Below are 20,314 nucleotides of genomic sequence, written 5' to 3'. Positions count from 1 at the left end.
ATGTCATTTGTAACAGGTACTAAGCCACAAGAAGTACTCAATTTTGGGGCTTTTACCGAAGTCGTCCAATTTTTAATGGAATTAGATAAATTAAAGAGTATTTATCGCAAAAATAAATTACTGAATGATGAAAGATATGAGAATACCGCAGAGCATAGCTGGCAATTTGCTGTCGCAGCCATGAGCTTTGCCCCTTACGTTAAAGGCGTCAATGTCGAACATGCGATTAAACTCGCCCTTGTTCATGATATTGTCGAAATTGATGCGGGGGATGTGATTGTATTTGATAATGCGGCACGTGAAGCAATTCGTGATGACGAAATTAAAGCGGCAAAGCGAATTTTCGCACTGCTTCCTAGCCCACAAAGTGAATCATTTTTAGCCCTTTGGAATGAGTATGATGCATTGCAAACAGAGGACTCGAAATTTGCTAATGCAATTGATAGAGCCATGCCAATGCTAATGAATTTACATCATCAGGGACAAAGCTGGGTGGAAAACAATATTCGCCTTGAACAAGTTCTCAGCAAGTGTGACTACATAGAACAGGTTTTTCCTGAGTTTTATATACAACTAAAGGCACAGTTAGAGTTGGCACACCAAAAAGGTTGGTTGCTGTAGATTTATCTTTCGATTAAAACAAAAGGTCCGTCTATAAAATAAACGGACCTTTTTTCATCTAATCAATTACATATAATCTTCAATCGGTACGCACGAACAATGCAAATGGCGGTCGCCATAGACATCATCCAACCGTTTTACCGCAGGCCAATATTTATTAACTCGAGTTGAATGAGTTGGGAATGCTGCCAATTCACGACTGTAAGCATGTGGCCATGCTTCCGCGAGCTCTGTCTGTACGTGTGGTGAGTTAACCAATGGGTTATCCTCAAGTGTCCATTTCCCTTCAACGACTTGCTTAATTTCATCACGGATTGCCAGCATTGCATCAATAAAGCGATCAATTTCGACAATACTCTCTGACTCTGTTGGCTCAATCATCAGTGTACCAGCCACAGGGAATGACATGGTTGGTGCATGAAAACCATAATCTATCAATCGTTTCGCAATATCGAGCTCGCTGATCCCGGTATCTTTCTTGATTGGGCGTAAATCGACGATACATTCGTGAGCAACATAACCCTCTTGACCGGTATACAGAATGTCATAGTGACCCGATAAACGTTTAGCAATATAGTTCGCATTTAAAATCGCGACTTGGCTTGCTTTTCTTAAGCCATAAGACCCCATCATACGGATATACATCCAGCTGATTGGCAGAATCGAGGCACTGCCAAATGGCGCGGCAGATACAGCACCTTGGTCAGTAATCATCTCTTGTTCAACCACTGAATGCCCCGGAACAAATGGTGCTAAGTGTTTTTTAACACCGATGGGTCCCATGCCGGGGCCACCGCCACCATGAGGGATACAGAATGTTTTATGTAAATTAAGATGAGAAACATCTGCGCCAATAAAGCCCGGTGTCGTTAAGCCCACTTGCGCATTCATATTGGCCCCATCCAAATAAACCTGACCGCCATATTGATGAATAATTTCGCAAACTTCACGAATACTTTCTTCATATACGCCGTGAGTTGAAGGATAAGTCACCATCACACAAGAGAGTACCTCGCTGTGCTGCTGTGCTTTTTCACGCAAATCGACTAAGTCAATGTTACCTTCATCATCACAACGTACCACCACCACTTCCATTCCCGCCATATGGGCTGATGCTGGGTTTGTACCGTGGGCAGACGCTGGGATCAGGCAGATATTGCGTTTTCCTTCATCACGGCTTTCATGGTAACGACGAATCGCCAACAGCCCTGCGTACTCGCCTTGAGCACCTGAGTTAGGTTGCATACAAACGGCATCATAGCCTGTTAGCTGCACTAGCCAATGAGAAAGCTGCTCTATCATTTGATGATAGCCTTGCGCTTGCTCCGGTGGACAGAATGGATGTAACTCACCAAATTCAGGCCATGTAATTGGGATCATTTCTGCCGATGCATTCAGTTTCATCGTACAAGAACCCAGAGGGATCATCGCTTGGTTAAGGGCAAGGTCGCGGCGCTCAAGACTATGCATGTACCGCATCATCTCGGTTTCACTGTGATAACGATGGAAATTTGGGTGTATCAAAATTTCATCATCCCGTTGCATTAACGCTGGGATGGCGCTTTCAGTTTCAGAAACTTGTTTATCTAATATTTCAAAATCAAGTTTCTTCTCGTCACCGGTGATCACTGCATATAGGTCGTTCAGATCTTGACGAGTGGTTGTTTCACTAAACGTCACGCCAACAGCACCAATGATATCTGTCCGTAAATTAATCTTTGCTTTTTCAGCACGAGCAAGCACAGCGGCTTTATCTGCAACTTCAATGCATAACGTATCGAACCATGTTTTATGGCGCAGTGATATGCTAGCTTCTGCCAGCGCTTTAGCAAAAATCGTACTGAAGCGATGAATACGCCCAGCAATAATTTTTAAGCCTTGAGGCCCATGGTATACCGCATACATAGCCGCAATATTGGCTAATAGGACTTGTGAAGTACAAATATTCGAGTTCGCTTTTTCGCGACGAATATGTTGCTCACGTGTTTGCATTGCCATCCGCAGTGCGGTATTTCCAGCGGCATCTCGTGAAACACCGATAATACGACCCGGCATTGCGCGTTTAAACTCTTCTCGACAGGCAAAGAATGCTGCATGCGGCCCGCCGTATCCCATTGGAACACCAAAACGTTGAGCTGAGCCAAAAACAATATCAGCCCCCTGCTTACCTGGCGCTGTTAGCAATACCAATGCCATCATTTCAGCTACAACACAACTTACAACTTTACGTTCTTTTAGCTTAGTGAATAATTCGCTGTAATCATGAACCTCGCCCGTTGTCCCAACTTGCTGCAATAACGCACCAAAAATACCTTCATGTTCAAGGACTTTATCTGCACGATCAACAATAACCTCAAAGCCAAAAGTACCCGCTCGAGTACGGACAACATCGAGGGTTTGAGGATGAACATCATCAGCAACAAAAAAACGTTCTGCATCTTTTAATTTGCTAATACGTTTTGCCATTGCCATCGCTTCCGCAGCTGCAGTTGCTTCATCTAATAAAGAGGCAGAGGCGAGATCTAACCCCGTTAGGTCAATCGTCAATTGTTGGAAGTTCAATAATGATTCAAGTCGGCCTTGTGACACTTCTGGCTGATAAGGCGTATAGGCCGTATACCATCCCGGGTTTTCTAATAAGTTGCGTAAAATAACCGGTGGCAACACCGTAGGCGCATAGCCCATACCAATGTAGCTTTTATAACGTTTATTTAATGATGCTATCGCTTTTAATTCAGCTAAAGCTTCTTGTTCTGTCGCCCCACCACCCACTCTTGGTGGTTCGGGGAGTAAAATCGCCTTCGGTACGATTTTATCCATCAGACTATCAAGGGATGTTGCGCCCACGGTATCTAACATGGTTTTTATTTGTTGTTCTGATGAACCAATGTGACGCGATATAAATTCTGAACGATTTTCTAATTGACTCAGTGACATCGACATATCTGTGTTCCCATCCTTTGTCTGCTATGCATAAGTTGTAGGGCGGCGGTTATGGAGATTAGCGGTAAGTAAATCAATATATTAAAATTTTGATAACGATTAGTCTTTTGGGAGAATAGCCCGAATTACGATAATGCTCGAATCTATCTAAAATCCCTAGTCACGTAGATAACTACATGACTAGGGTTCGCAAGCGCAGCCAACAACGCGACAGCGCGAATTATGACAACCCGTGGATCCGTCTAAATAATTCGTGTTGCCGCTAGGCGGCAAGCGGCGCTAATCCCTAGGAGCGTAGAAAACTAGATATTTAACTACGCGGTGACTAGGGTTAGCAAGCGCAGCCAACAACGCGACAGCGCGAATTATGACGACGGATTTATTCGGATGCTGCAACCAACGACATATACCCCTGCGCATCAATCAGATCCGCCAACTGTGACTCATCTGAAATTTTAATGCGGAAAATCCAACCATCTTGATATGGTTGTTCGTTGACCAATTCTGGTGAATCATTAAGGTCTGTGTTAACAGCGACAATTTCACCACTAAAAGGTGAATAGATATCAGATGCTGCTTTTACTGACTCCACAACTGCACAGTCATCACCCGCGCTCACTACGCTACCGACTTCAGGTAAATCAACAAATACCATGTCACCTAATGTTTCTTGTGCATGCTCGGTGATACCAACGGTATATTCGCCATTACCTTCATCACGTACCCACTCATGTTCACGGGTATATCTTAACTCTGCTGGAGTATTGCTCATCATTCGCCTCACTTTTATTCTGAAAGTTGATACTCATTGTTCATCCGTTTTCACTGGAATTTTTTTGAGTACCTTTATATTTTTTAAGCAAAAATTAAACTAAGCGTTGACCTTCTCGGACAAAACCCGGTTTTACCACTTCAACGGGCATTTCTCGCTGACGGATCTCAACAATGGCTTTGTCTTGTATTCCATTTGGCACACGAGCCAATGCAATACTAAAACCAAGGGTTGGCGAAAACGTACCGCTCGTGATGACACCTTCTTGTAGTTTTCCGAGCTCATCTGTAAACCGGATCACTTGCCCTGACCGCAGTATGCCTTTATCGCGCATTACAATCCCGACAAGTTTTTCAGTTCCTTGTTCGCGTAACTTTTCTAACGCTTCCCGACCAATAAATTGACGATCTTCAGGCTTCCAAGCGATAGTCCATCCCATATTAGCGGCAAGCGGCGAGATAGTCTCATCCATATCTTGCCCATAAAGATTCATTCCGGCCTCTAAGCGAAGCGTATCTCTCGCCCCAAGGCCTGCAGGGTGCACACCGACTTTAACAAGTTTGCGCCAAATCTCGATTACTTGCGTTTTCGGCATGGCAATTTCATAACCTTTTTCACCCGTGTAACCCGTCGTTGCAATAAAGAAATCACCGGTTTGAACACCATAAAATGGCTTCATGTCCTGAATGGCTAAGCATTGTTCATTGGTCAGCAATGAATGCACTTTTTCTATTGCTTGAGGGCCTTGAACGGCAAGCAGTGCAAGGTCATCACGAACACGGATATCTACCGCATAGCCTTTAGCATGTTGTTCTATCCATGCGATATCTTTATCACGGGTTGCGGAGTTCACCACTAAGCGATAAAAATTATCTTCAAGATAGTAAACAATGAGGTCATCAATGACACCACCAGATGCATTAAGCATACCGCTATATAAGGCTTTGCCTTTATCGGTTAATTTGGCAATATCATTTGCGAGGAGGTAACGTAGGAAATCACGGCAACCTTCGCCATGTAGGTCAACAATCGTCATATGGGAAACATCAAACATCCCTGCATCGGTTCTGACAAAATGATGTTCATTGATTTGCGAACCATAGTGCAACGGCATCATCCAGCCATGAAAATCCACCATCTTCGCACCGCAGGCTATATGCTCATCATATAGTGTTGTTTGCTTTACCATGAATACCCTCTTTACATTATTCATATGACAGGGTGATTACGTCGTTTTGTGTGCAAGTCATTTACGGATAGTTGCACCTTTCCAGTTCGACGCAAACGATAACATACCATTAAAAATTACCATTGTTCGAAATCAGATACTATAAAAAAAAATAGGGCTACTAACCCTCTGTATTACTGATTGAACCCGAAATGATCCAGTGTTTTTTGTTAAATAATTGAGAACGATCACTCAATAACCTTATATTTCGTCTAGATATGCTGAAAATATAAGCAGATTATTAAAATTTACCGACAGTAAAAAAAATAGTAACCTTCACATTAAATTAGTAAAACTAATGCGAAAATCGAATGTAATTAGTTTTTCTCAGTCATTTATTAAAAAATGAGAAATTATAAAATAAAGAAACATGATTATTTAGATTAAATAACATACTGCGATCGGAGGTGTTGAGGATATTTGATATGAATTAAAAAGGCATGGGAAGTCACACTCCCCACACCCATATACCCGCCATTCTTCATGTGGAATTATTTTGAGTATAAGTGATAAGTGTTAATGCTTATTCCGTTGCTTCAATTTGCAGTTGTTCCAACCATTTAGGCATATCAAACAACCCCATTGCATGATTAAGTAGCTGAGGTTTAACTCCCGGTAGGCTATCGGCCAGAACGAGCCCGATATCACGTAATAATTTCTTCGCTGGGTTATTACCTTCGAATAATTCGCGAAACCCTTGCATACCGGCTAACATCACTGCGGCACTATGCTTACGACTGCGTTCGTAATCACGCAAGTAAAGATATTGGCCAAAATCTTTCCCTTCACGATGTAAGCGTTTAATTTCACCAAGCAGCATAGCAACATCCATAAACCCAAGGTTTACCCCTTGTCCAGCAAGTGGGTGAATAGTGTGTGCCGCATCCCCTAATAATGCGAGACGCTGAGCAGCGAACTGCCTTGCATAACGCCCCGTCAAAGGAATAGTAAACCTATCACTTTCAAGACGACATAGGCCTAAGCGTGCATCTAAAGCGACCGTCAGCTCTTTTTCAAAATCAAGTTTATCAAGTACTTGGCGTCTTGCTGCCTCGGTCGCTGGCTGAGACCAAACAATCGAACAAAGGTGTGGCTCACTTAACGGTAAAAAGGCCAAAATGCCTTCGCCATTAAAAGCTTGCCTTGCAACCCCTTCATGAGGAAGCTCGGTCCTGATAGTCGCAACCAATGCGGTGTGCTCATAATCCCAAAAAGTTAACGGGATATCTGCGTGGCTCCGTAACCATGAATTTGCACCATCAGCACCAACAATGAGCCGAGCCGTTAGCATGTTGTCATCATCTAAAGTGATAAAAACATCATTTTCACCCCATACCACTTTTTGGATAGTGGATGGTGAGAGTAACGTTACATCGTGTAATTGGGATGCTTTTTGCCATAGCGCTTCACGTACTACATGGTTTTCAACAATATGCCCTAAATGGGCGAGATTTTTATCTTTTGCTGAAAAAGAAATTCGGCCAAAACTGTCGTTATCCCATACTTCCATACCACTGTAGGGAGAGGCTCTCATACCTTTAATCGCCGGCCAAACACCTAAATGTGTTAACAATTTTTCACTGGCTGCATTAATTGCTGACACTCTCAAGCCATGGGAATGATCAGCAGAGAATGGTGTTTTAGGGGGATGATTTTCAATAACGGCAATGCGTAACCCGCTGCCTTCAAGGCCACAGGCTAGTGCTAATCCCACCATACCTCCACCCGCGATAACCACATCAAACGATTGCATATTTTTTTCCTTTTTGTTTCGTGGTTATTGGTGAGCAACCCAACCAAGTGTTTGGCGAGCTAAAATATCACGAACAGGCGGCAACATTTCCATTGCCATTAGGCCTAAGTTTCGGCCAACAATTAAAGGTAAACAACGATTCGCAAATACGCGTACCAAGCCGTCAGTCATAGTAATGGTTTTTTCTCTATCGGCGGCACGAATTTGCTGGTACTGATTTAACAAGGAATACTCACCAATATCGCGATTACTTTTGTGTGCACTGACCACCGTTTCAGCGAGCTGCATCACATCACGAATACCTAGATTAAAGCCCTGTCCCGCAATAGGGTGCAATGTTTGTGCTGCATTACCAACCAATACCATTCGATGGCTAATTGGATTCACAGCTTTTCTCAGTACTAATGGATAACTATTTCGTTTACCCGCAAGCAATATCTTGCCTAGCCGCCAACCAAATGCCTGCTGTAATTTTTGAGTGAAAGTCTCATCGTTCCATTCATTGATAGTCTCTGTATGTTCTTGATGATGACACCAGACTAATGAACTGCGCCCTTGCGACATAGGCAGCAAAGCTAAAGGGCCAAACTCGGTAAAACGTTCAAACGCTTGACCTTTTGGGTCTATCGATGTTTTCACATTCGCAATGATAGCGACTTGACCGTAATCATCCTCATCCCATTGCATATTGCAGGCCTTGCCAATCGCCGAATGGCTACCATCTGCACCAATCAATAACTCACCGCTGATTTCTTCACCATTATCGAGTGTAACCGTCACATGCTCTTGGCTACGATGCACATTCTCGACTTTAGCTGGGCAATATAATGTGACTCCGGGTGCTTTACGCAATAATGAAAATAGACGAGCCCCTGCTTCGTGCAGTTCAATGACATTACCCAGTGAAGGAATATGATAATCATTCGCTTCAATGTTAACAAAACCCGCATGCCCTCTATCGGATACATGAACGTGAGTAATCGGTGTTACACAGTCAGCAAAAGCCGGCCAAATACCGATTTTAGATAAATACTGACAAGTTCCATGTGCTAATGCGATGGCTCTCGCATCAAACCCCGGATGTTTGCCTTCCGGTAAAGAGGCTTCGACTAGCGAAACCGATAATCTTCCTTGGCTCAGAGATGAAATGGCTAAAGCTAATGTTGCGCCAGCCATTCCACCACCAACAATAATCACATTCATGCGCTGTTTATTACCTTTTGTAGCTTACTAAGCATTTTTAGCTTCAGCCATCAATGATTCAATTTCATCTGGGTCTTTAGCCACTAAAGCGGTTAGATTTTCATTTCCATTTTCCGTAATAACGATGTCATCTTCGATACGAATACCGATACCCCTGTATTGTGGTGGTACATCGGCATCAGGGGCAATATAAAGCCCTGGTTCTATCGTTAATACCATTCCTGGCTCTAAGATACGGTCTCTTTCGACACCATAGAAGCCAACATCATGAACATCTAGCCCCAACCAATGACTTAAACCATGCATAAAGAATGGCTGATATGCTTTGTTTTCGATCAATTGATCGACATCGCCTTGTAAAATACCTAAAGCCACTAGCCCTTCAACTTTGATGCGAATAATTTGCTGAGTCACTTCATGGATACTTGTTCCTGGGCGATATAACTCTAATGCGGTATTTAATGACTTTAATACAATGTCATATATCTCGCGCTGAGTGGAACTAAACTTACCATTTACAGGAAGCGTGCGCGTAATATCACCGGCATAACCATCAAATTCAGCGCCTGCATCAATTAATACCAACTCGCCGTCTTTCATGCGACTTTCATTTTCGGTGTAGTGTAAAATGCAAGCATTTTCACCACTACCAACAATCGTGTTATACGATGGGAAGCGTGCACCATGGCGAGTAAATTCATGTTCAATCTCGCCACATAGCTGATATTCATACATATTTGGTTGACAGGTTTTCATCGCGCGAATATGTGCCAACGCGGAGATTTCCCCTGCTTTACGCATTGTTTCAATTTCGGCTTCTGACTTAAACAGTCTCATTTCATGGACGATTGGACGCCAGTCAATCAGCGTTTGTGGTGCTTTTAAATTACGGCGACTACCACGACGTAATGTGTCTAGTGCATCAAAAACCAGTTTATCCGCATAAGCAAATTCACCTTGAGCGTGATAAACCACATCCAACCCATTAAGTAGTTGATAAAGCTGTTCATCAATTTCATCAAACGGTAATGCTTTATTGATACCTAATGCTTCCGGCGCAGCATCTTGCCCAAGACGACGTCCGAACCAAATTTCAGCGGTTAAGTCACGCACACGGTTAAAAAGAACAGTATGGCTATGTTTTTCATCGCTTTTAATTAGCACCAATGCCGCTTCTGGTTCGCTAAATCCCGTTAGATAAAGAAAGTCACTATGTTGGCGATAAGGATATTCACAATCCGCGTTACGTTGCGCAGGTGGCGCAGAGAAAATAATGGCTGCACTCGCAGGCTTCATTTGAGCCAATAATGCGTTACGACGAGAAACAAATTCCTGTTTATTCATACCGTGTTGCCTTCTTGTCTAAATGGTTAGATTGAGTTGTCTCCATTTGATTAGCTGTCGTAATCTAATAGTAACTACTCAAAATAAATTAAGTTATGCGATTAGCCACCATGATTTACGTATGGAAAATGGCGGCTGATTTCAAAACACAACGCTATTTTTGATTAGTGGAGGATGGGTTTGTCATTCTCAACCACGGTAACACCTTTTTTTGGCTCTATTAATGCAATATAACAAAGCTGAACAGCAACTCTAACGTACTCAACTACCTCTTCCAGAGCCTGCTCAAGTTCTTCTTGGTCTTCGTCTTCATCGTACCCAAGCATCCCGATATTTCGCAGATCAGTGATAACTTCACTAATCTCTTTTTTATCCGCCAATTTAGGTTGAACGACACCGACACCAAGTAAAAAATGATTAGCCCAGCCCGCAAGTGCATCTGCATGGTCAAATATTGATGCATCTTCATCAGGAAACAACATTGTAAAAGAAAATTCGCTGTCATCGAGCGCTTCAAATGTCGTATCAAAGAGTTCACGTAAAGGTTGAGCCACGGCTTGAGGAAATGCTAAGCCGTCGTTAGCAAGATCATGCACAAGCGTTTGCCAGCCGTGGTCACGACTTCCACCACAAATCAACCCAGTTATTAAACCATGGATCTCTGCTGCGGTGAGTGCTATTGAGTGCTGTTGGAGCAGTTTGTCCAACGTTTCATAGTTTGGTAAAGATTTTTGTATAGACATCCGAATTCGTCATGTTAGCTTATGATTCATGATATGCTACCATCAAGGATAGTCGCTAGACTAGCATGCTTTTTGGTTGAACAATTATTCGTCGCTTTTAACTCGGTTTTTAAATAGCAACAATGCCGTTCCAAGCATAAGCCAAGCGCAATTAACAACTTTACGCCAAACATAATTTATTTTATGGCGAGACCGATTCAGTATGGAGGTTTCATGTCCGCACAACCCGTAGACATTCAGATTTTTGGACGCTCAATGCGCGTCAATTGTCCAGCAGAGCAAAGCGAAGCATTATTAGAATCAGCAAAAGAACTTGAACAACGCTTACAAAATCTGAAAGATAGAAGCGGTGTAACGAATACAGAACAGCTTATTTTTATTGTTGCATTAAACGTCTGCCACGAATTAGCACAAGAAAAGACAAAGACGCGAGATTATGCATATAATATGGAAGAAAAAATAAAGATGTTGCAAAATACAATAGAACAAGCATTATACGATCAGGTGAAGATTACTGAGAGGCAGGTATTGCCTCTAGAGTAAATTTGCTTATTAATCAGGCACTAGTAAGAAAATAAAACAAATTTAGGCTTGCATTTTAAATATAGTTTCGTACAATGAAGTCATTGAGTAACGATAAGTTCTCAAACCAAATTTCTCTGAGATGCTCGTTAGTGGGCGAGTCCCCTGAGCCGATATTTAGACTAGACAGAATGCGGTTATTGCGCTGGTGAGCATGCCTGATCCGTCAGGAAGCCTAAAGGTTAGCTAAGCTGCGTTCACCTTGAACCAAGGGTTCAAGGGTATCAGCCTACAACGGCATCTTGGAGACCCCTAATTCGATTCAATCGAATTATTATTTTCTCTTCCGTTATCTTTCATAAATCATCCTATTTTTACGATATACTCATTAGAACATTTGCTTATATGATTAATTCATACAATCAAGTATAACGAGCCTATTTATCTTTATGGAACCGTCTCTATGCAAGATAAGCTTTCTACCCTACGCCAACAGATACGATCATCCATTCGGGCTACTCGCCGGAATCTAACTGCAGAGCAACAACATCTCGCTGCTCAACAAATAATGCACAATACGCTACAGCATCCACGTATTATTCAAGCAAAAAATATCGCACTTTTTCTCTCTTTTGATGGGGAAATTGATACTAGGCCGCTCATTACCGCATTGTGGCAACAACAAAAAAATGTCTACCTTCCGGTTTTACATCCTTTTAATCGACATAACTTACTTTTTTTACGTTATAGCGTAGAGACATCCCTCGTCAAAAATCGCTTTAATATTGAAGAGCCACCGCTGGATGTACGTTGTGTATTACCCCTTGAACATCTCGATGTTATGATGATCCCACTTGTTGCTTTTGATAATGAAGGTCAAAGATTAGGTATGGGTGGCGGTTTCTATGATAGAACGCTCGCTAACTGGCAAATTAAAGGCTTTTACCCTATCGGCCTTGCCCATGATTGCCAACAGGTTGATGCACTACCGGTTGCCCATTGGGATATTCCATTACCTGAAATTATTACCCCAAAAAAAATATGGCGCTGGTAATATTCAGCACCATATTTATTTGAAACCAACTTTAATTAAGCGATTAAATTATTAGAACAACAAACGCGCACGAATTGTGCCTGGCAGTTCTTTTAATTTAACGAGCGCATCATCCGCTTGGCTAGGTTTATTAGTTAGAACATCAATAACCACATAGCCGACATTCCCCGTTGTACGCAAATACTGCCCGACTACATTGATATTATTGTCAGTAAACACTTGGTTAATGCTATTCATCATACCCGGACGATTTTCATGGATATGTAATAAACGGTTAGTATCTTCAGTATGAACTGGCAGCGAAACCTCAGGGAAGTTAACCGCTGAAAGTGTTGAACCGTTATCAGAGTACTTCGCTAATTTACTCGCCACTTCTAGACCGATATTTTCTTGCGCTTCTTCCGTTGAACCACCAATATGTGGCGTCAGGATCACGTTGTCGAATTTAATTAGTTCAGAGATAAATGGGTCGTTAGGGTCTTTATTGGTCGCAGGTTCTGATGGGAATACATCCACCGCCGCACCGGATAAATGTTTGCTTTCTAGCGCTGCAGCCAAAGCCGGGATATCAACAACAGTACCGCGAGCCGCGTTAATAAAAATTGCACCAGGCTTCATACGGTCGAATTGTTCTTTCGCTATCATATTCTTTGTGCTTGGTGTTTCTGGCACATGTAGGCTGACAACGTCACTCATATTCAATAGCTCAGTTAATGAGCGTACTTGAGTGGCATTACCTAAAGGTAATTTGTTCTCGATGTCATAAAAATAGACATCCATCCCAATACCTTCAGCTAAAATACCCAATTGAGTACCAATGTGGCCATAGCCCACAATCCCTAAGCGTTTACCACGGGCTTCGAAACACCCTTTCGCTTGTTTATCCCAAATACCACGGTGAGCTTGCATATTCGCTTCAGGAATACGGCGCAGCAGCAGTAATAATTGGCCTAGCACCATTTCCGCAACGGAACGTGTATTTGAAAAAGGTGCGTTGAAAACAGGAATACCACGCTTAGCGGCGGCATCCAAATCAACTTGGTTTGTACCAATGCAGAAACAACCTACCGCAACTAATTTCTCCGCCGCGGCAAAAATGTCTTCTGACAGATGAGTACGAGAACGAATACCGACAAAACGCGCATCTTTAATTGCTTCTTTTAATTCTTTGTCTGATAACGCGCCTTTATGATATTCGATATTAGTGTAACCCGCTGCTTTGAGGTTATCCACCGCGCTTTGATGTACACCTTCTAGCAGTAAAAACTTTATTTTGTCTTTGTGCAAAGATACCTTAACCATTTCCCCTACCCTATCGTGCTTTAATTTATGACAGATGAATCTTCCGTCTAACAACATAACAAAAAATGGCGCAGTATCAATACAACCGTTTGCCTAAGACACTCTAAAAACTGCGAAGAAAAAGAAGTTAAATGGTAGAAAATCAGGGTTGGTAACACAAAATAAGAATTTTGCCTACAGTAAGCCTATTAATGTGACATATATCACCGAAATTAGCTCAAATTAAAAAAATTAAAATAAATTTCAAAGTCGATGTTATACCGGAAATTAATTCACTAATGTTAAATTTATAGATAAAAACAATTAAGCCAGAAATCAATTGATTATCTGGCTTATTAAATATGATTAATTTGGCGTTATATTCAAGATGCATGTAGGAAATAAACAACCTACCGCTTAATGACGACTAAAGTTTAATGGTTTTCACACCTTCAGCTGTTCCCATCAGCACAACATCTGCGCCACGATTAGCGAATAAGCCAACAGTCACGACACCTGCGATCCCATTGATTTTATTTTCTAAAGCAACGGGGTCAACAATGCTTAAATTATAAACATCAAGGATAACATTACCATTGTCTGTGACCACATTTTGGCGATACTCAGGCGTGCCTCCTAACTTAACCAGCTCACGAGCAACGTAGCTACGCGCCATCGGGATCACTTCCACTGGTAATGGAAATTTACCTAATACATCAACGAGTTTAGATTGATCCACAATACACACAAATGTTTTTGCAATAGCCGAAACAATTTTCTCACGCGTTAAGGCAGCACCACCACCTTTAATCATATTCATATTGTTGTCGACTTCATCCGCGCCATCAACATAAACATCTAATGAATCAACTTCATTACAATCAAATACAGTGATACCCAGTGATTTAAGCTTTTGAGTCGATGCTTCAGAGCTCGATACTGCGCCTTCAATTTTATCTTTCATTGTTGCTAGTGCATCAATGAAATGAGATGCCGTTGAACCTGTACCAACACCAACAATCGTACCCGGTTTGACATATTCTAATGCTGCCCAACCTACCGCTTTCTTTAATTCTTCCTGAGTCATACTCATGCCTTCCACTATTAAATTAAGTCATCATTAAGGTTTAATAATACTAGTATATACCGGACAACTGACGAGTTGCAGTTTTGTTAGCAAAGTTTGTGCTCTACTTCTTGAGTTTTACTGCCCAAACTTCAAATAATTCGATTTACTTGTGGGTATCAAACGAAAACAACTAAACACCTCTCAAGCTACTTGAAGGATTGAAGACATATCTACAATATATTCAAGTGCTAGATTAAAAATTATGGCATAGTGCTTAGTAGAATAACAAAAAGGAGATTTTTCGATGAAGCGCCCTGATTACCGCGCGTTGCAAGCACTGGATGCCGTCATTCGTGAACGAGGGTTTGAGCGAGCGGCTCAAAAACTGTGTATCACCCAATCTGCTGTTTCACAACGCATCAAGCAGCTGGAAAATCTATTTGGGCAGCCATTGCTGGTTCGAACAGTACCGCCGCACCCAACTGAACAAGGGCAAAAACTATTAGCGCTGCTTCATCAAGTTGAATTACTAGAAGAACAGTGGTTAGGAGATGAAAATGGGGGCTCAACACCTTTACTTTTATCCCTTGCAGTCAACGCCGATAGCTTAGCCACATGGCTGCTACCTGCTCTTAATCCAGTATTAATCAATAGCCCGATTCGCTTGAATATCCAAGTGGAAGATGAAACTCGCACCCAAGAACGCTTAAGGCGAGGCGAAGTTGTTGGTGCTATCAGTATCCAACCGCAAGCACTCCCCGGTTGTGTCGTTGATAAACTTGGCGCACTCGATTATCTCTTTGTCGCCTCCCCCGGGTTCGCAGCACAGTATTTTCCTGATGGCGTCACTCGCTCGTCACTCCTTAAAGCCCCTGCTGTCGCATTTGACCACTTAGACGATATGCATCAAGCTTTTGTTCAGCAAAATTTTGGCTTATCACCAGGAAGCGTACCTTGCCATATCGTCAATTCATCAGAAGCGTTTGTACAATTGGCGAAACAAGGCTCTACCTGTTGCATGATCCCGCACCTACAGATAGCGAATGAATTAAAAAATGGTGAATTGGTCGATTTAACCCCGGGTTTATGTCAACGCCGTATGCTGTATTGGCACCGGTTTGCCCCTGAAAGCCGTACAATGAAGAAAGTCACTGACGCCCTACTTAAAACAGGACGCCAGATGTTAAAACAAGAAGATGGGTTACCCATTGAAAATTAACGTTTTAATTCAAAAACAACATCAACTTGGTCATTAAAATTAATACTTTCTTGCTCATAGGTCTCATTCACATTGAGATCTTGAGCTACCATTGCTTTCATCGGCGCGCCCGCACTTCTTAATGCGACAGGAAATGGCACTGCGGCTGGTGCATTATAGTTAATGCTATACACAGGACCGAGTTGTACATTGAATCCTTTCGCTAACGCATTCGCTTGTTCCGTTGCATTTTGGATAGCTTTTTCACGAGCCTCATTGCGATATTGCTGTGGATTAACAACACCAAACTCTACTGAGCTAATTTCATTTAAGCCTGCCGCCAAAGCACCATCCAGCAATGAATTAAGCTGCTCTAAATTGTTAACTTTCACTTCAACAGTACGGGTTGCAACATAACCTTCAATTGTCGATTTTTGTTTTACGCTACTATAGTCATATTTAGGCTGAGTACGTACATTCGCAGCATTAATATCTTTTTTATCAATACCGTTTTTCTTCAAAAATTCAAAATATTCGGCAACACGTTTATCCACACCGGCTTTCGCTGCTGCTGCATCTTTTTCAGTCACACTCACATTAATGTTCAGGGTCGCCATATCTGGCGTCGCCTTAATAACCGAGTTACCGGATGTTGTAATATGCGGCCCTTCAGGAAGCGGGTTAGCAAATGACATGGTAGGAACCGCAACACCTGCCATCATGGCAGCAAGAACTAAAGATTTTAATTTCACAGAACCTCCAATCAGATTTTTACGTCACAAAGTCAGTTAAACAATACTGTACTCGAAGCATGACGCGAATAAAAAAGGGAAAGTTCATGACAAACCTTCCCTGAACATCTTTAACATTAACACAAGTGAATGAAAGTACGATTCAGAATAAGGCTAAATTATAAATATCCTACCCCTTGCTTTGCTAACTGGAATGCAATAAACCACATAACACTTCCGACAAAAAGATTAATAATGCGTTGTGAACGGGGCTTATTTAATATAGGAGAAAACCATGCCGCTAACATTGCTAGAACAAAAAACCAAACAAATGATGCTGTTAATGCGCCTGCGGTAAACCAAGGTCGTAATTGGCTTTCTAACTGGCTTCCAACACTACCTAGAACCACAAAAGTATCTAAATAAACATGAGGATTTAACCAAGTAACCGCAAAAAGCGTGATAACCACTTTCCAGCGCGTAATAATACGGTTTTCCACTTGAAAAATAACATTGTCAGGACTCATTGCAGTACGAAATGCGCCATAACCATACCAAAGTAAAAATGCTACCCCTGCCCATGTAATTAACTGCATTAATATTTCGGACTGACTCAATAAAGCACTTCCACCAAAAACACCTGCAATGATTAATAAGGTATCACTCAAAGCACATAATAATGCACTCATCATATGAAACTGCTTTCGACTACCTTGCTGTAAAACAAAAGCATTTTGTGGCCCTAGAGGCAATATCATTGCAGCACCTAATAAAGCTCCCTGAAAATAGATCGTAAACATGCATAATTTCCAAATAATTATTCAACACTAAGACTTGAATATTACGGATAAAAAATTATAAGTTGAAATGATTATCTCTTATAAGGCATAAGTATTACTTATCAGGTTCATGCTGATTAAAGTCGATAAAATAAGGAAAAGTAGAAGGGTAATTGGTAGGGTAACGGAACCCATTATCTTAGGTTCCGTAGTTTATTAATTGCAGTAAATTATTCAGCAGATATTTTATTCACATTTACATTTTGTGGATGAACATGAACATCCATTTGTGGGAACGGAATGCCAATTTGGTGCTTATCCAATGCACGTTTGAACTCTTCCATTAAATCCCAATAGACTGGCCATGCATCACCATTGGTTGTCCAAAAACGGACTAAATAGTTTAATGAAGACGGAGCCATATCATGTAAACGAATAGTCACACCTTTGTCATGTTGAATACGTGTATCCGCAGCAACAATATCGCCTAATACTTTTTTAACGACATCAATATCTGAGTCATAAGCTAAACCAACAATGATATCTTGACGACGATTTGGTTCACGCGAAACGTTAATGATGTTATCTGCAATAATTTTACCATTTGGAATAACAATGATACGGTCATCCGCAGTTCTTAAGGTTGTCGAAAATATCTGCACATTCTGTACAGTCCCTTCTACAGCACCAATAGTGACATATTCTCCCGCTTTTAATGGTCTAAAGACCACTAGCAATACGCCTGCTGCGAAGTTACCTAAAGAGTTTTGTAATGCCAAACCAACCGCTAATCCCGCCGCACCCATAACAGCAATAACAGACGCTGTTTGAACACCTATTTTGCCTAGTACTGCAATCAAGGTAAATGCAACAATGGTATAGCGTACAATTGCTGATAAAAAATCACTGACGGTTGAGTCAACCCCTTTCATCGTCATAACACGATGAATACCGCGCCCAACCGCTTTCGCAATCATCATACCGACGATTAAAATTAAGATTGCCGCAACGATATTCACTACATATTGAACTAACAGATCCTGATTTGCTGCAAACCAATTCGTTGCATTGTTCAACGCGCCTGTAACATCATCAGTATTCATATTTTCATCCCTTCGAATTCAATCATTTTGTGAGTATAAACTTCAATTGCATAACTCATAATACTAACCATTGAGTAATACAGCACAAATAATAGCGGCAATTGGTGAAAATATAAAATAAATCAATAAAAAAAACTTATACTATCGGTTTTCGATTACAAACTCTCGGTAATCTTTTAGCATTAAAATAAAATCATCAATACCACAGAAGGCAACACTTTCATTATCGTAATAACTCATTCCCTCTTCTAAACCATCGATTTCAAATGATAATAAATTTGCTCGTATCATCACTTCTTCATCATCTAATATGAGAGTGTACTCATGACCAATAAGCTCCCACTGATTCTCGCTGCCCTTTATTTTTTCATAATTTTGTTCAATGGAATCTAACATACTAAGATCACTTTTAATCTCTTCATTTAGCCAATGACCAATAGCTTCGTGGTCCATTGAAAATTTCGCGCTGATATTTCCGGTTATATCCTGAAAAAATTGGTAGTCCATCTGCTTATCTCCCACGCTTACTTCGTTAAGGCTAATTATAACGTGAGAAAAGCCGTATTGTTGAGAGGTATTCCCTGAGTGCTCGATTAAATTAGCTATTATTGACCAAAAATACGCCTGTCGACTAAAAAACAGGCTCCCTATAGCCACAATAGCTCTAGTGAATAAGGGGATATTTGGCAATTTGTCCAACAAAAATCGATCTTCATCAATACAGCAAGGAATTTGAACCAAAAGTACACCTCTCCATCCTCGGTTCATTAGATGCAGTACTACCGTACATTTAACCATAAAATGTTGATATTTTTAGGGACATATAAACGGATAGCGGCACTAGCCAATATTATTCTTATTCTTTTTTATAAAAATAACTTTCAATATCTTTATGTGTATTTGCTAAATTAAGAACAGTCCCAAGATCATTATATATATCATTATTTTTATTTTTAATACTTAAGCTTACTTGCGTGAAAAAATAATTTAAATCATATTCCAATATATATAAAAGATTAAATAACATATCTACTGATATAGAACAAATACCACATTCATATCGTGAATATTGCTGCTGGGATACGCCAAGTCTTTTAGCAACTTTGGTTCCCGATAACATACGTAATTTCCGTACTTTCCTTATTTCACCACCAATGATAGACGAATAGAAATTATTCGAAGCTATCATTATTTTTTTATCATTCATAATTAGGTTAACTTTTTAAATATCAAATAGTATAAATTAGTCTTTATTTATTCATGCTTACTTTTATAGTTTTATTTTCAGCAAGTTTAAAGCCATAGCGACTTAAAGGCGAAAACGTTACTTCTTGTACAGTCCCTTTTACTTCAATTGTTTTACTTTCATTTGGACGAAGATAAAATTGACCAATTGAATATACTTCTTCGCTCGGTAATGCAGTAACTGAAGGTGACAGTCGCACAACCTGATCGCTCTTATTTTGCAATGTTAATTCATTATTTTTTTGGCTAGCACTCACATTATCCCAAGGCTTTTGGTTTACCGATAAGTTTGCAGGTGAAATTAACATCGCAATATCTTGACGTATAGGCATCTTGGCAGAATTTTTCTTACTCGCACCCACACCTTGAAAAGAGACTTTCAGAATTTCCTCTTGTTTTAAATCAATACCTTGCTTCAAAACAAAGTTAATTTGCTGGCTTTCATTTGGTTCAATACGAATAATCGGTGGTGATACCATTATATCCTTTGCCATTGGCTTAGAACCATCAAGGTCAGAGACTTTTGTCGATAATAAAATAGGTTCCTTGGTGGTGTTTTTAACATTAAATACCTTTCTAGTTTCTCCTGCATCTAATATTACTGTCATTGTTTCAAGTTGAAAGCTAGCTTTAGCAGAAAAGCTAGCCAAAACGATTAAAAATAAAGTTATAGTCGATATAATTTTTTTCATTACAGCCTCTAATTTAAATTTTAAAATACTTAA

At 40.8% G+C, this 20,314-nt stretch carries 19 protein-coding genes and 1 other RNA gene; 5 read left to right on the top strand and 15 right to left on the bottom strand.

Features of this window, described 5'->3' with window-relative positions; genetic code table 11:
- The gene (locus M998_RS16795) at positions 1–621 is read left to right on the top strand and encodes an HD domain-containing protein (RefSeq protein WP_068445600.1); all 621 of its coding nucleotides are present in this window, start codon (positions 1–3) and stop codon (positions 619–621) included.
- A gap of 66 nt (positions 622–687) precedes the next feature.
- Here the strand turns inward: M998_RS16795 and gcvP are convergent, their stop codons facing one another.
- The 7 genes from gcvP to M998_RS16760 form a co-directional block, all read right to left on the bottom strand.
- Complete coding sequence (gene gcvP / locus M998_RS16790; protein WP_068909905.1) at positions 688–3,564, bottom strand: aminomethyl-transferring glycine dehydrogenase; 2,877 nt, start codon at positions 3,562–3,564, stop codon at positions 688–690.
- 379 nt (positions 3,565–3,943) lie between these two features.
- Complete coding sequence (gene gcvH / locus M998_RS16785) at positions 3,944–4,336, bottom strand: glycine cleavage system protein GcvH (RefSeq protein WP_068445602.1); 393 nt, start codon at positions 4,334–4,336, stop codon at positions 3,944–3,946.
- Positions 4,337–4,430: 94 nt separating this feature from the next.
- Positions 4,431–5,525 carry a glycine cleavage system aminomethyltransferase GcvT gene (gene gcvT / locus M998_RS16780; protein ID WP_068445607.1) on the bottom strand — a complete coding sequence of 365 codons (1,095 nt, stop codon included), beginning with the start codon at positions 5,523–5,525 and terminating at the stop codon, positions 4,431–4,433.
- Between the two features lie 562 nt (positions 5,526–6,087).
- On the bottom strand, positions 6,088–7,317 hold the full coding sequence (gene ubiI / locus M998_RS16775) for an FAD-dependent 2-octaprenylphenol hydroxylase (protein ID WP_068909903.1): 1,230 nt from the start codon (positions 7,315–7,317) through the stop codon (positions 6,088–6,090).
- A gap of 24 nt (positions 7,318–7,341) precedes the next feature.
- Positions 7,342–8,520 carry a 2-octaprenyl-6-methoxyphenyl hydroxylase gene (ubiH, locus tag M998_RS16770; protein WP_068909901.1) on the bottom strand — a complete coding sequence of 393 codons (1,179 nt, stop codon included), beginning with the start codon at positions 8,518–8,520 and terminating at the stop codon, positions 7,342–7,344.
- Positions 8,521–8,547: 27 nt separating this feature from the next.
- The gene (gene pepP / locus M998_RS16765; RefSeq protein WP_068445614.1) at positions 8,548–9,864 is read right to left on the bottom strand and encodes a Xaa-Pro aminopeptidase; all 1,317 of its coding nucleotides are present in this window, start codon (positions 9,862–9,864) and stop codon (positions 8,548–8,550) included.
- A 164-nt stretch (positions 9,865–10,028) separates the two neighbouring features.
- The gene (locus M998_RS16760) at positions 10,029–10,607 is read right to left on the bottom strand and encodes a YecA/YgfB family protein (RefSeq protein WP_068445615.1); all 579 of its coding nucleotides are present in this window, start codon (positions 10,605–10,607) and stop codon (positions 10,029–10,031) included.
- 213 nt (positions 10,608–10,820) lie between these two features.
- Between M998_RS16760 and zapA the strand changes: the two genes are divergently transcribed.
- The 3 genes from zapA to M998_RS16745 all read left to right on the top strand — a co-directional run bounded on the left by zapA (position 10,821) and on the right by M998_RS16745 (position 12,183).
- On the top strand, positions 10,821–11,150 hold the full coding sequence (zapA, locus tag M998_RS16755; RefSeq protein WP_068445616.1) for a cell division protein ZapA: 330 nt from the start codon (positions 10,821–10,823) through the stop codon (positions 11,148–11,150).
- Between the two features lie 110 nt (positions 11,151–11,260).
- A non-coding RNA gene (gene ssrS, locus M998_RS16750) (6S RNA) lies at positions 11,261–11,442 on the top strand.
- Positions 11,443–11,592: 150 nt separating this feature from the next.
- Positions 11,593–12,183: a 5-formyltetrahydrofolate cyclo-ligase gene (locus M998_RS16745; protein WP_068445619.1), complete on the top strand. Its 591-nt coding sequence runs from the start codon at positions 11,593–11,595 to the stop codon at positions 12,181–12,183.
- 51 nt (positions 12,184–12,234) lie between these two features.
- Here M998_RS16745 and serA read toward each other — a convergent pair whose 3' ends face one another.
- Complete coding sequence (gene serA, locus M998_RS16740) at positions 12,235–13,485, bottom strand: phosphoglycerate dehydrogenase (protein ID WP_068909899.1); 1,251 nt, start codon at positions 13,483–13,485, stop codon at positions 12,235–12,237.
- 406 nt (positions 13,486–13,891) lie between these two features.
- Positions 13,892–14,551, bottom strand: coding sequence for a ribose-5-phosphate isomerase RpiA (rpiA, locus tag M998_RS16735; RefSeq protein ID WP_068445623.1), 660 nt, complete (start codon positions 14,549–14,551; stop codon positions 13,892–13,894).
- 286 nt (positions 14,552–14,837) lie between these two features.
- Between rpiA and M998_RS16730 the strand changes: the two genes are divergently transcribed.
- Entirely contained in the window at positions 14,838–15,752 is a 915-nt protein-coding gene (locus M998_RS16730; RefSeq protein ID WP_068445625.1) for a LysR family transcriptional regulator ArgP, read from the top strand.
- Here the strand turns inward: M998_RS16730 and M998_RS16725 are convergent.
- The 6 genes from M998_RS16725 to M998_RS16700 all read right to left on the bottom strand — a co-directional run bounded on the left by M998_RS16725 (position 15,749) and on the right by M998_RS16700 (position 20,281).
- Positions 15,749–16,483: an oxidative stress defense protein gene (locus tag M998_RS16725; RefSeq protein ID WP_068909898.1), complete on the bottom strand. Its 735-nt coding sequence runs from the start codon at positions 16,481–16,483 to the stop codon at positions 15,749–15,751. The genes M998_RS16730 and M998_RS16725 overlap by 4 nt on opposite strands.
- Positions 16,484–16,641: 158 nt before the next feature.
- Positions 16,642–17,262, bottom strand: coding sequence for an arginine exporter ArgO (argO, locus tag M998_RS16720; RefSeq protein ID WP_068445628.1), 621 nt, complete (start codon positions 17,260–17,262; stop codon positions 16,642–16,644).
- A 209-nt stretch (positions 17,263–17,471) separates the two neighbouring features.
- The gene (gene mscS, locus M998_RS16715; protein WP_068445629.1) at positions 17,472–18,344 is read right to left on the bottom strand and encodes a small-conductance mechanosensitive channel MscS; all 873 of its coding nucleotides are present in this window, start codon (positions 18,342–18,344) and stop codon (positions 17,472–17,474) included.
- 141 nt (positions 18,345–18,485) lie between these two features.
- A complete protein-coding gene (locus tag M998_RS16710; protein ID WP_068909927.1) occupies positions 18,486–18,851 on the bottom strand; it encodes a YacL family protein in 366 nt (121 codons plus the stop codon).
- A 349-nt stretch (positions 18,852–19,200) separates the two neighbouring features.
- Complete coding sequence (locus tag M998_RS16705; protein WP_068445635.1) at positions 19,201–19,551, bottom strand: helix-turn-helix domain-containing protein; 351 nt, start codon at positions 19,549–19,551, stop codon at positions 19,201–19,203.
- Positions 19,552–19,594: 43 nt separating this feature from the next.
- Positions 19,595–20,281, bottom strand: a complete 687-nt coding sequence (locus tag M998_RS16700) for a fimbria/pilus chaperone family protein (RefSeq protein ID WP_068445636.1) — start codon at positions 20,279–20,281, stop codon at positions 19,595–19,597.
- Between the last annotated feature and the right edge of the window lie 33 nt (positions 20,282–20,314).

Source organism: Providencia heimbachae ATCC 35613 (genome assembly GCF_001655055.1).
Lineage (GTDB): Bacteria > Pseudomonadota > Gammaproteobacteria > Enterobacterales > Enterobacteriaceae > Providencia > Providencia heimbachae.
Note: the sequence above shows the minus strand (reverse complement) of the source record. Positions and strands in the feature narration are given on the sequence as shown.

Coding starts and splice junctions, on each gene's coding strand:
- M998_RS16795 (WP_068445600.1), top strand. CDS start 1: ATGTCATTTGTAACAGGTACTAAGCCACAAGAAGTACTCAATTTTGGG.
- gcvP (WP_068909905.1), bottom strand. CDS start 3,564: ATGTCGATGTCACTGAGTCAATTAGAAAATCGTTCAGAATTTATATCG.
- gcvH (WP_068445602.1), bottom strand. CDS start 4,336: ATGAGCAATACTCCAGCAGAGTTAAGATATACCCGTGAACATGAGTGG.
- gcvT (WP_068445607.1), bottom strand. CDS start 5,525: ATGGTAAAGCAAACAACACTATATGATGAGCATATAGCCTGCGGTGCG.
- ubiI (WP_068909903.1), bottom strand. CDS start 7,317: ATGCAATCGTTTGATGTGGTTATCGCGGGTGGAGGTATGGTGGGATTA.
- ubiH (WP_068909901.1), bottom strand. CDS start 8,520: ATGAATGTGATTATTGTTGGTGGTGGAATGGCTGGCGCAACATTAGCT.
- pepP (WP_068445614.1), bottom strand. CDS start 9,864: ATGAATAAACAGGAATTTGTTTCTCGTCGTAACGCATTATTGGCTCAA.
- M998_RS16760 (WP_068445615.1), bottom strand. CDS start 10,607: ATGTCTATACAAAAATCTTTACCAAACTATGAAACGTTGGACAAACTG.
- zapA (WP_068445616.1), top strand. CDS start 10,821: ATGTCCGCACAACCCGTAGACATTCAGATTTTTGGACGCTCAATGCGC.
- M998_RS16745 (WP_068445619.1), top strand. CDS start 11,593: ATGCAAGATAAGCTTTCTACCCTACGCCAACAGATACGATCATCCATT.
- serA (WP_068909899.1), bottom strand. CDS start 13,485: ATGGTTAAGGTATCTTTGCACAAAGACAAAATAAAGTTTTTACTGCTA.
- rpiA (WP_068445623.1), bottom strand. CDS start 14,551: ATGACTCAGGAAGAATTAAAGAAAGCGGTAGGTTGGGCAGCATTAGAA.
- M998_RS16730 (WP_068445625.1), top strand. CDS start 14,838: ATGAAGCGCCCTGATTACCGCGCGTTGCAAGCACTGGATGCCGTCATT.
- argO (WP_068445628.1), bottom strand. CDS start 17,262: ATGTTTACGATCTATTTTCAGGGAGCTTTATTAGGTGCTGCAATGATA.
- mscS (WP_068445629.1), bottom strand. CDS start 18,344: ATGAATACTGATGATGTTACAGGCGCGTTGAACAATGCAACGAATTGG.
- M998_RS16710 (WP_068909927.1), bottom strand. CDS start 18,851: ATGGACTACCAATTTTTTCAGGATATAACCGGAAATATCAGCGCGAAA.
- M998_RS16705 (WP_068445635.1), bottom strand. CDS start 19,551: ATGAATGATAAAAAAATAATGATAGCTTCGAATAATTTCTATTCGTCT.
- M998_RS16700 (WP_068445636.1), bottom strand. CDS start 20,281: ATGAAAAAAATTATATCGACTATAACTTTATTTTTAATCGTTTTGGCT.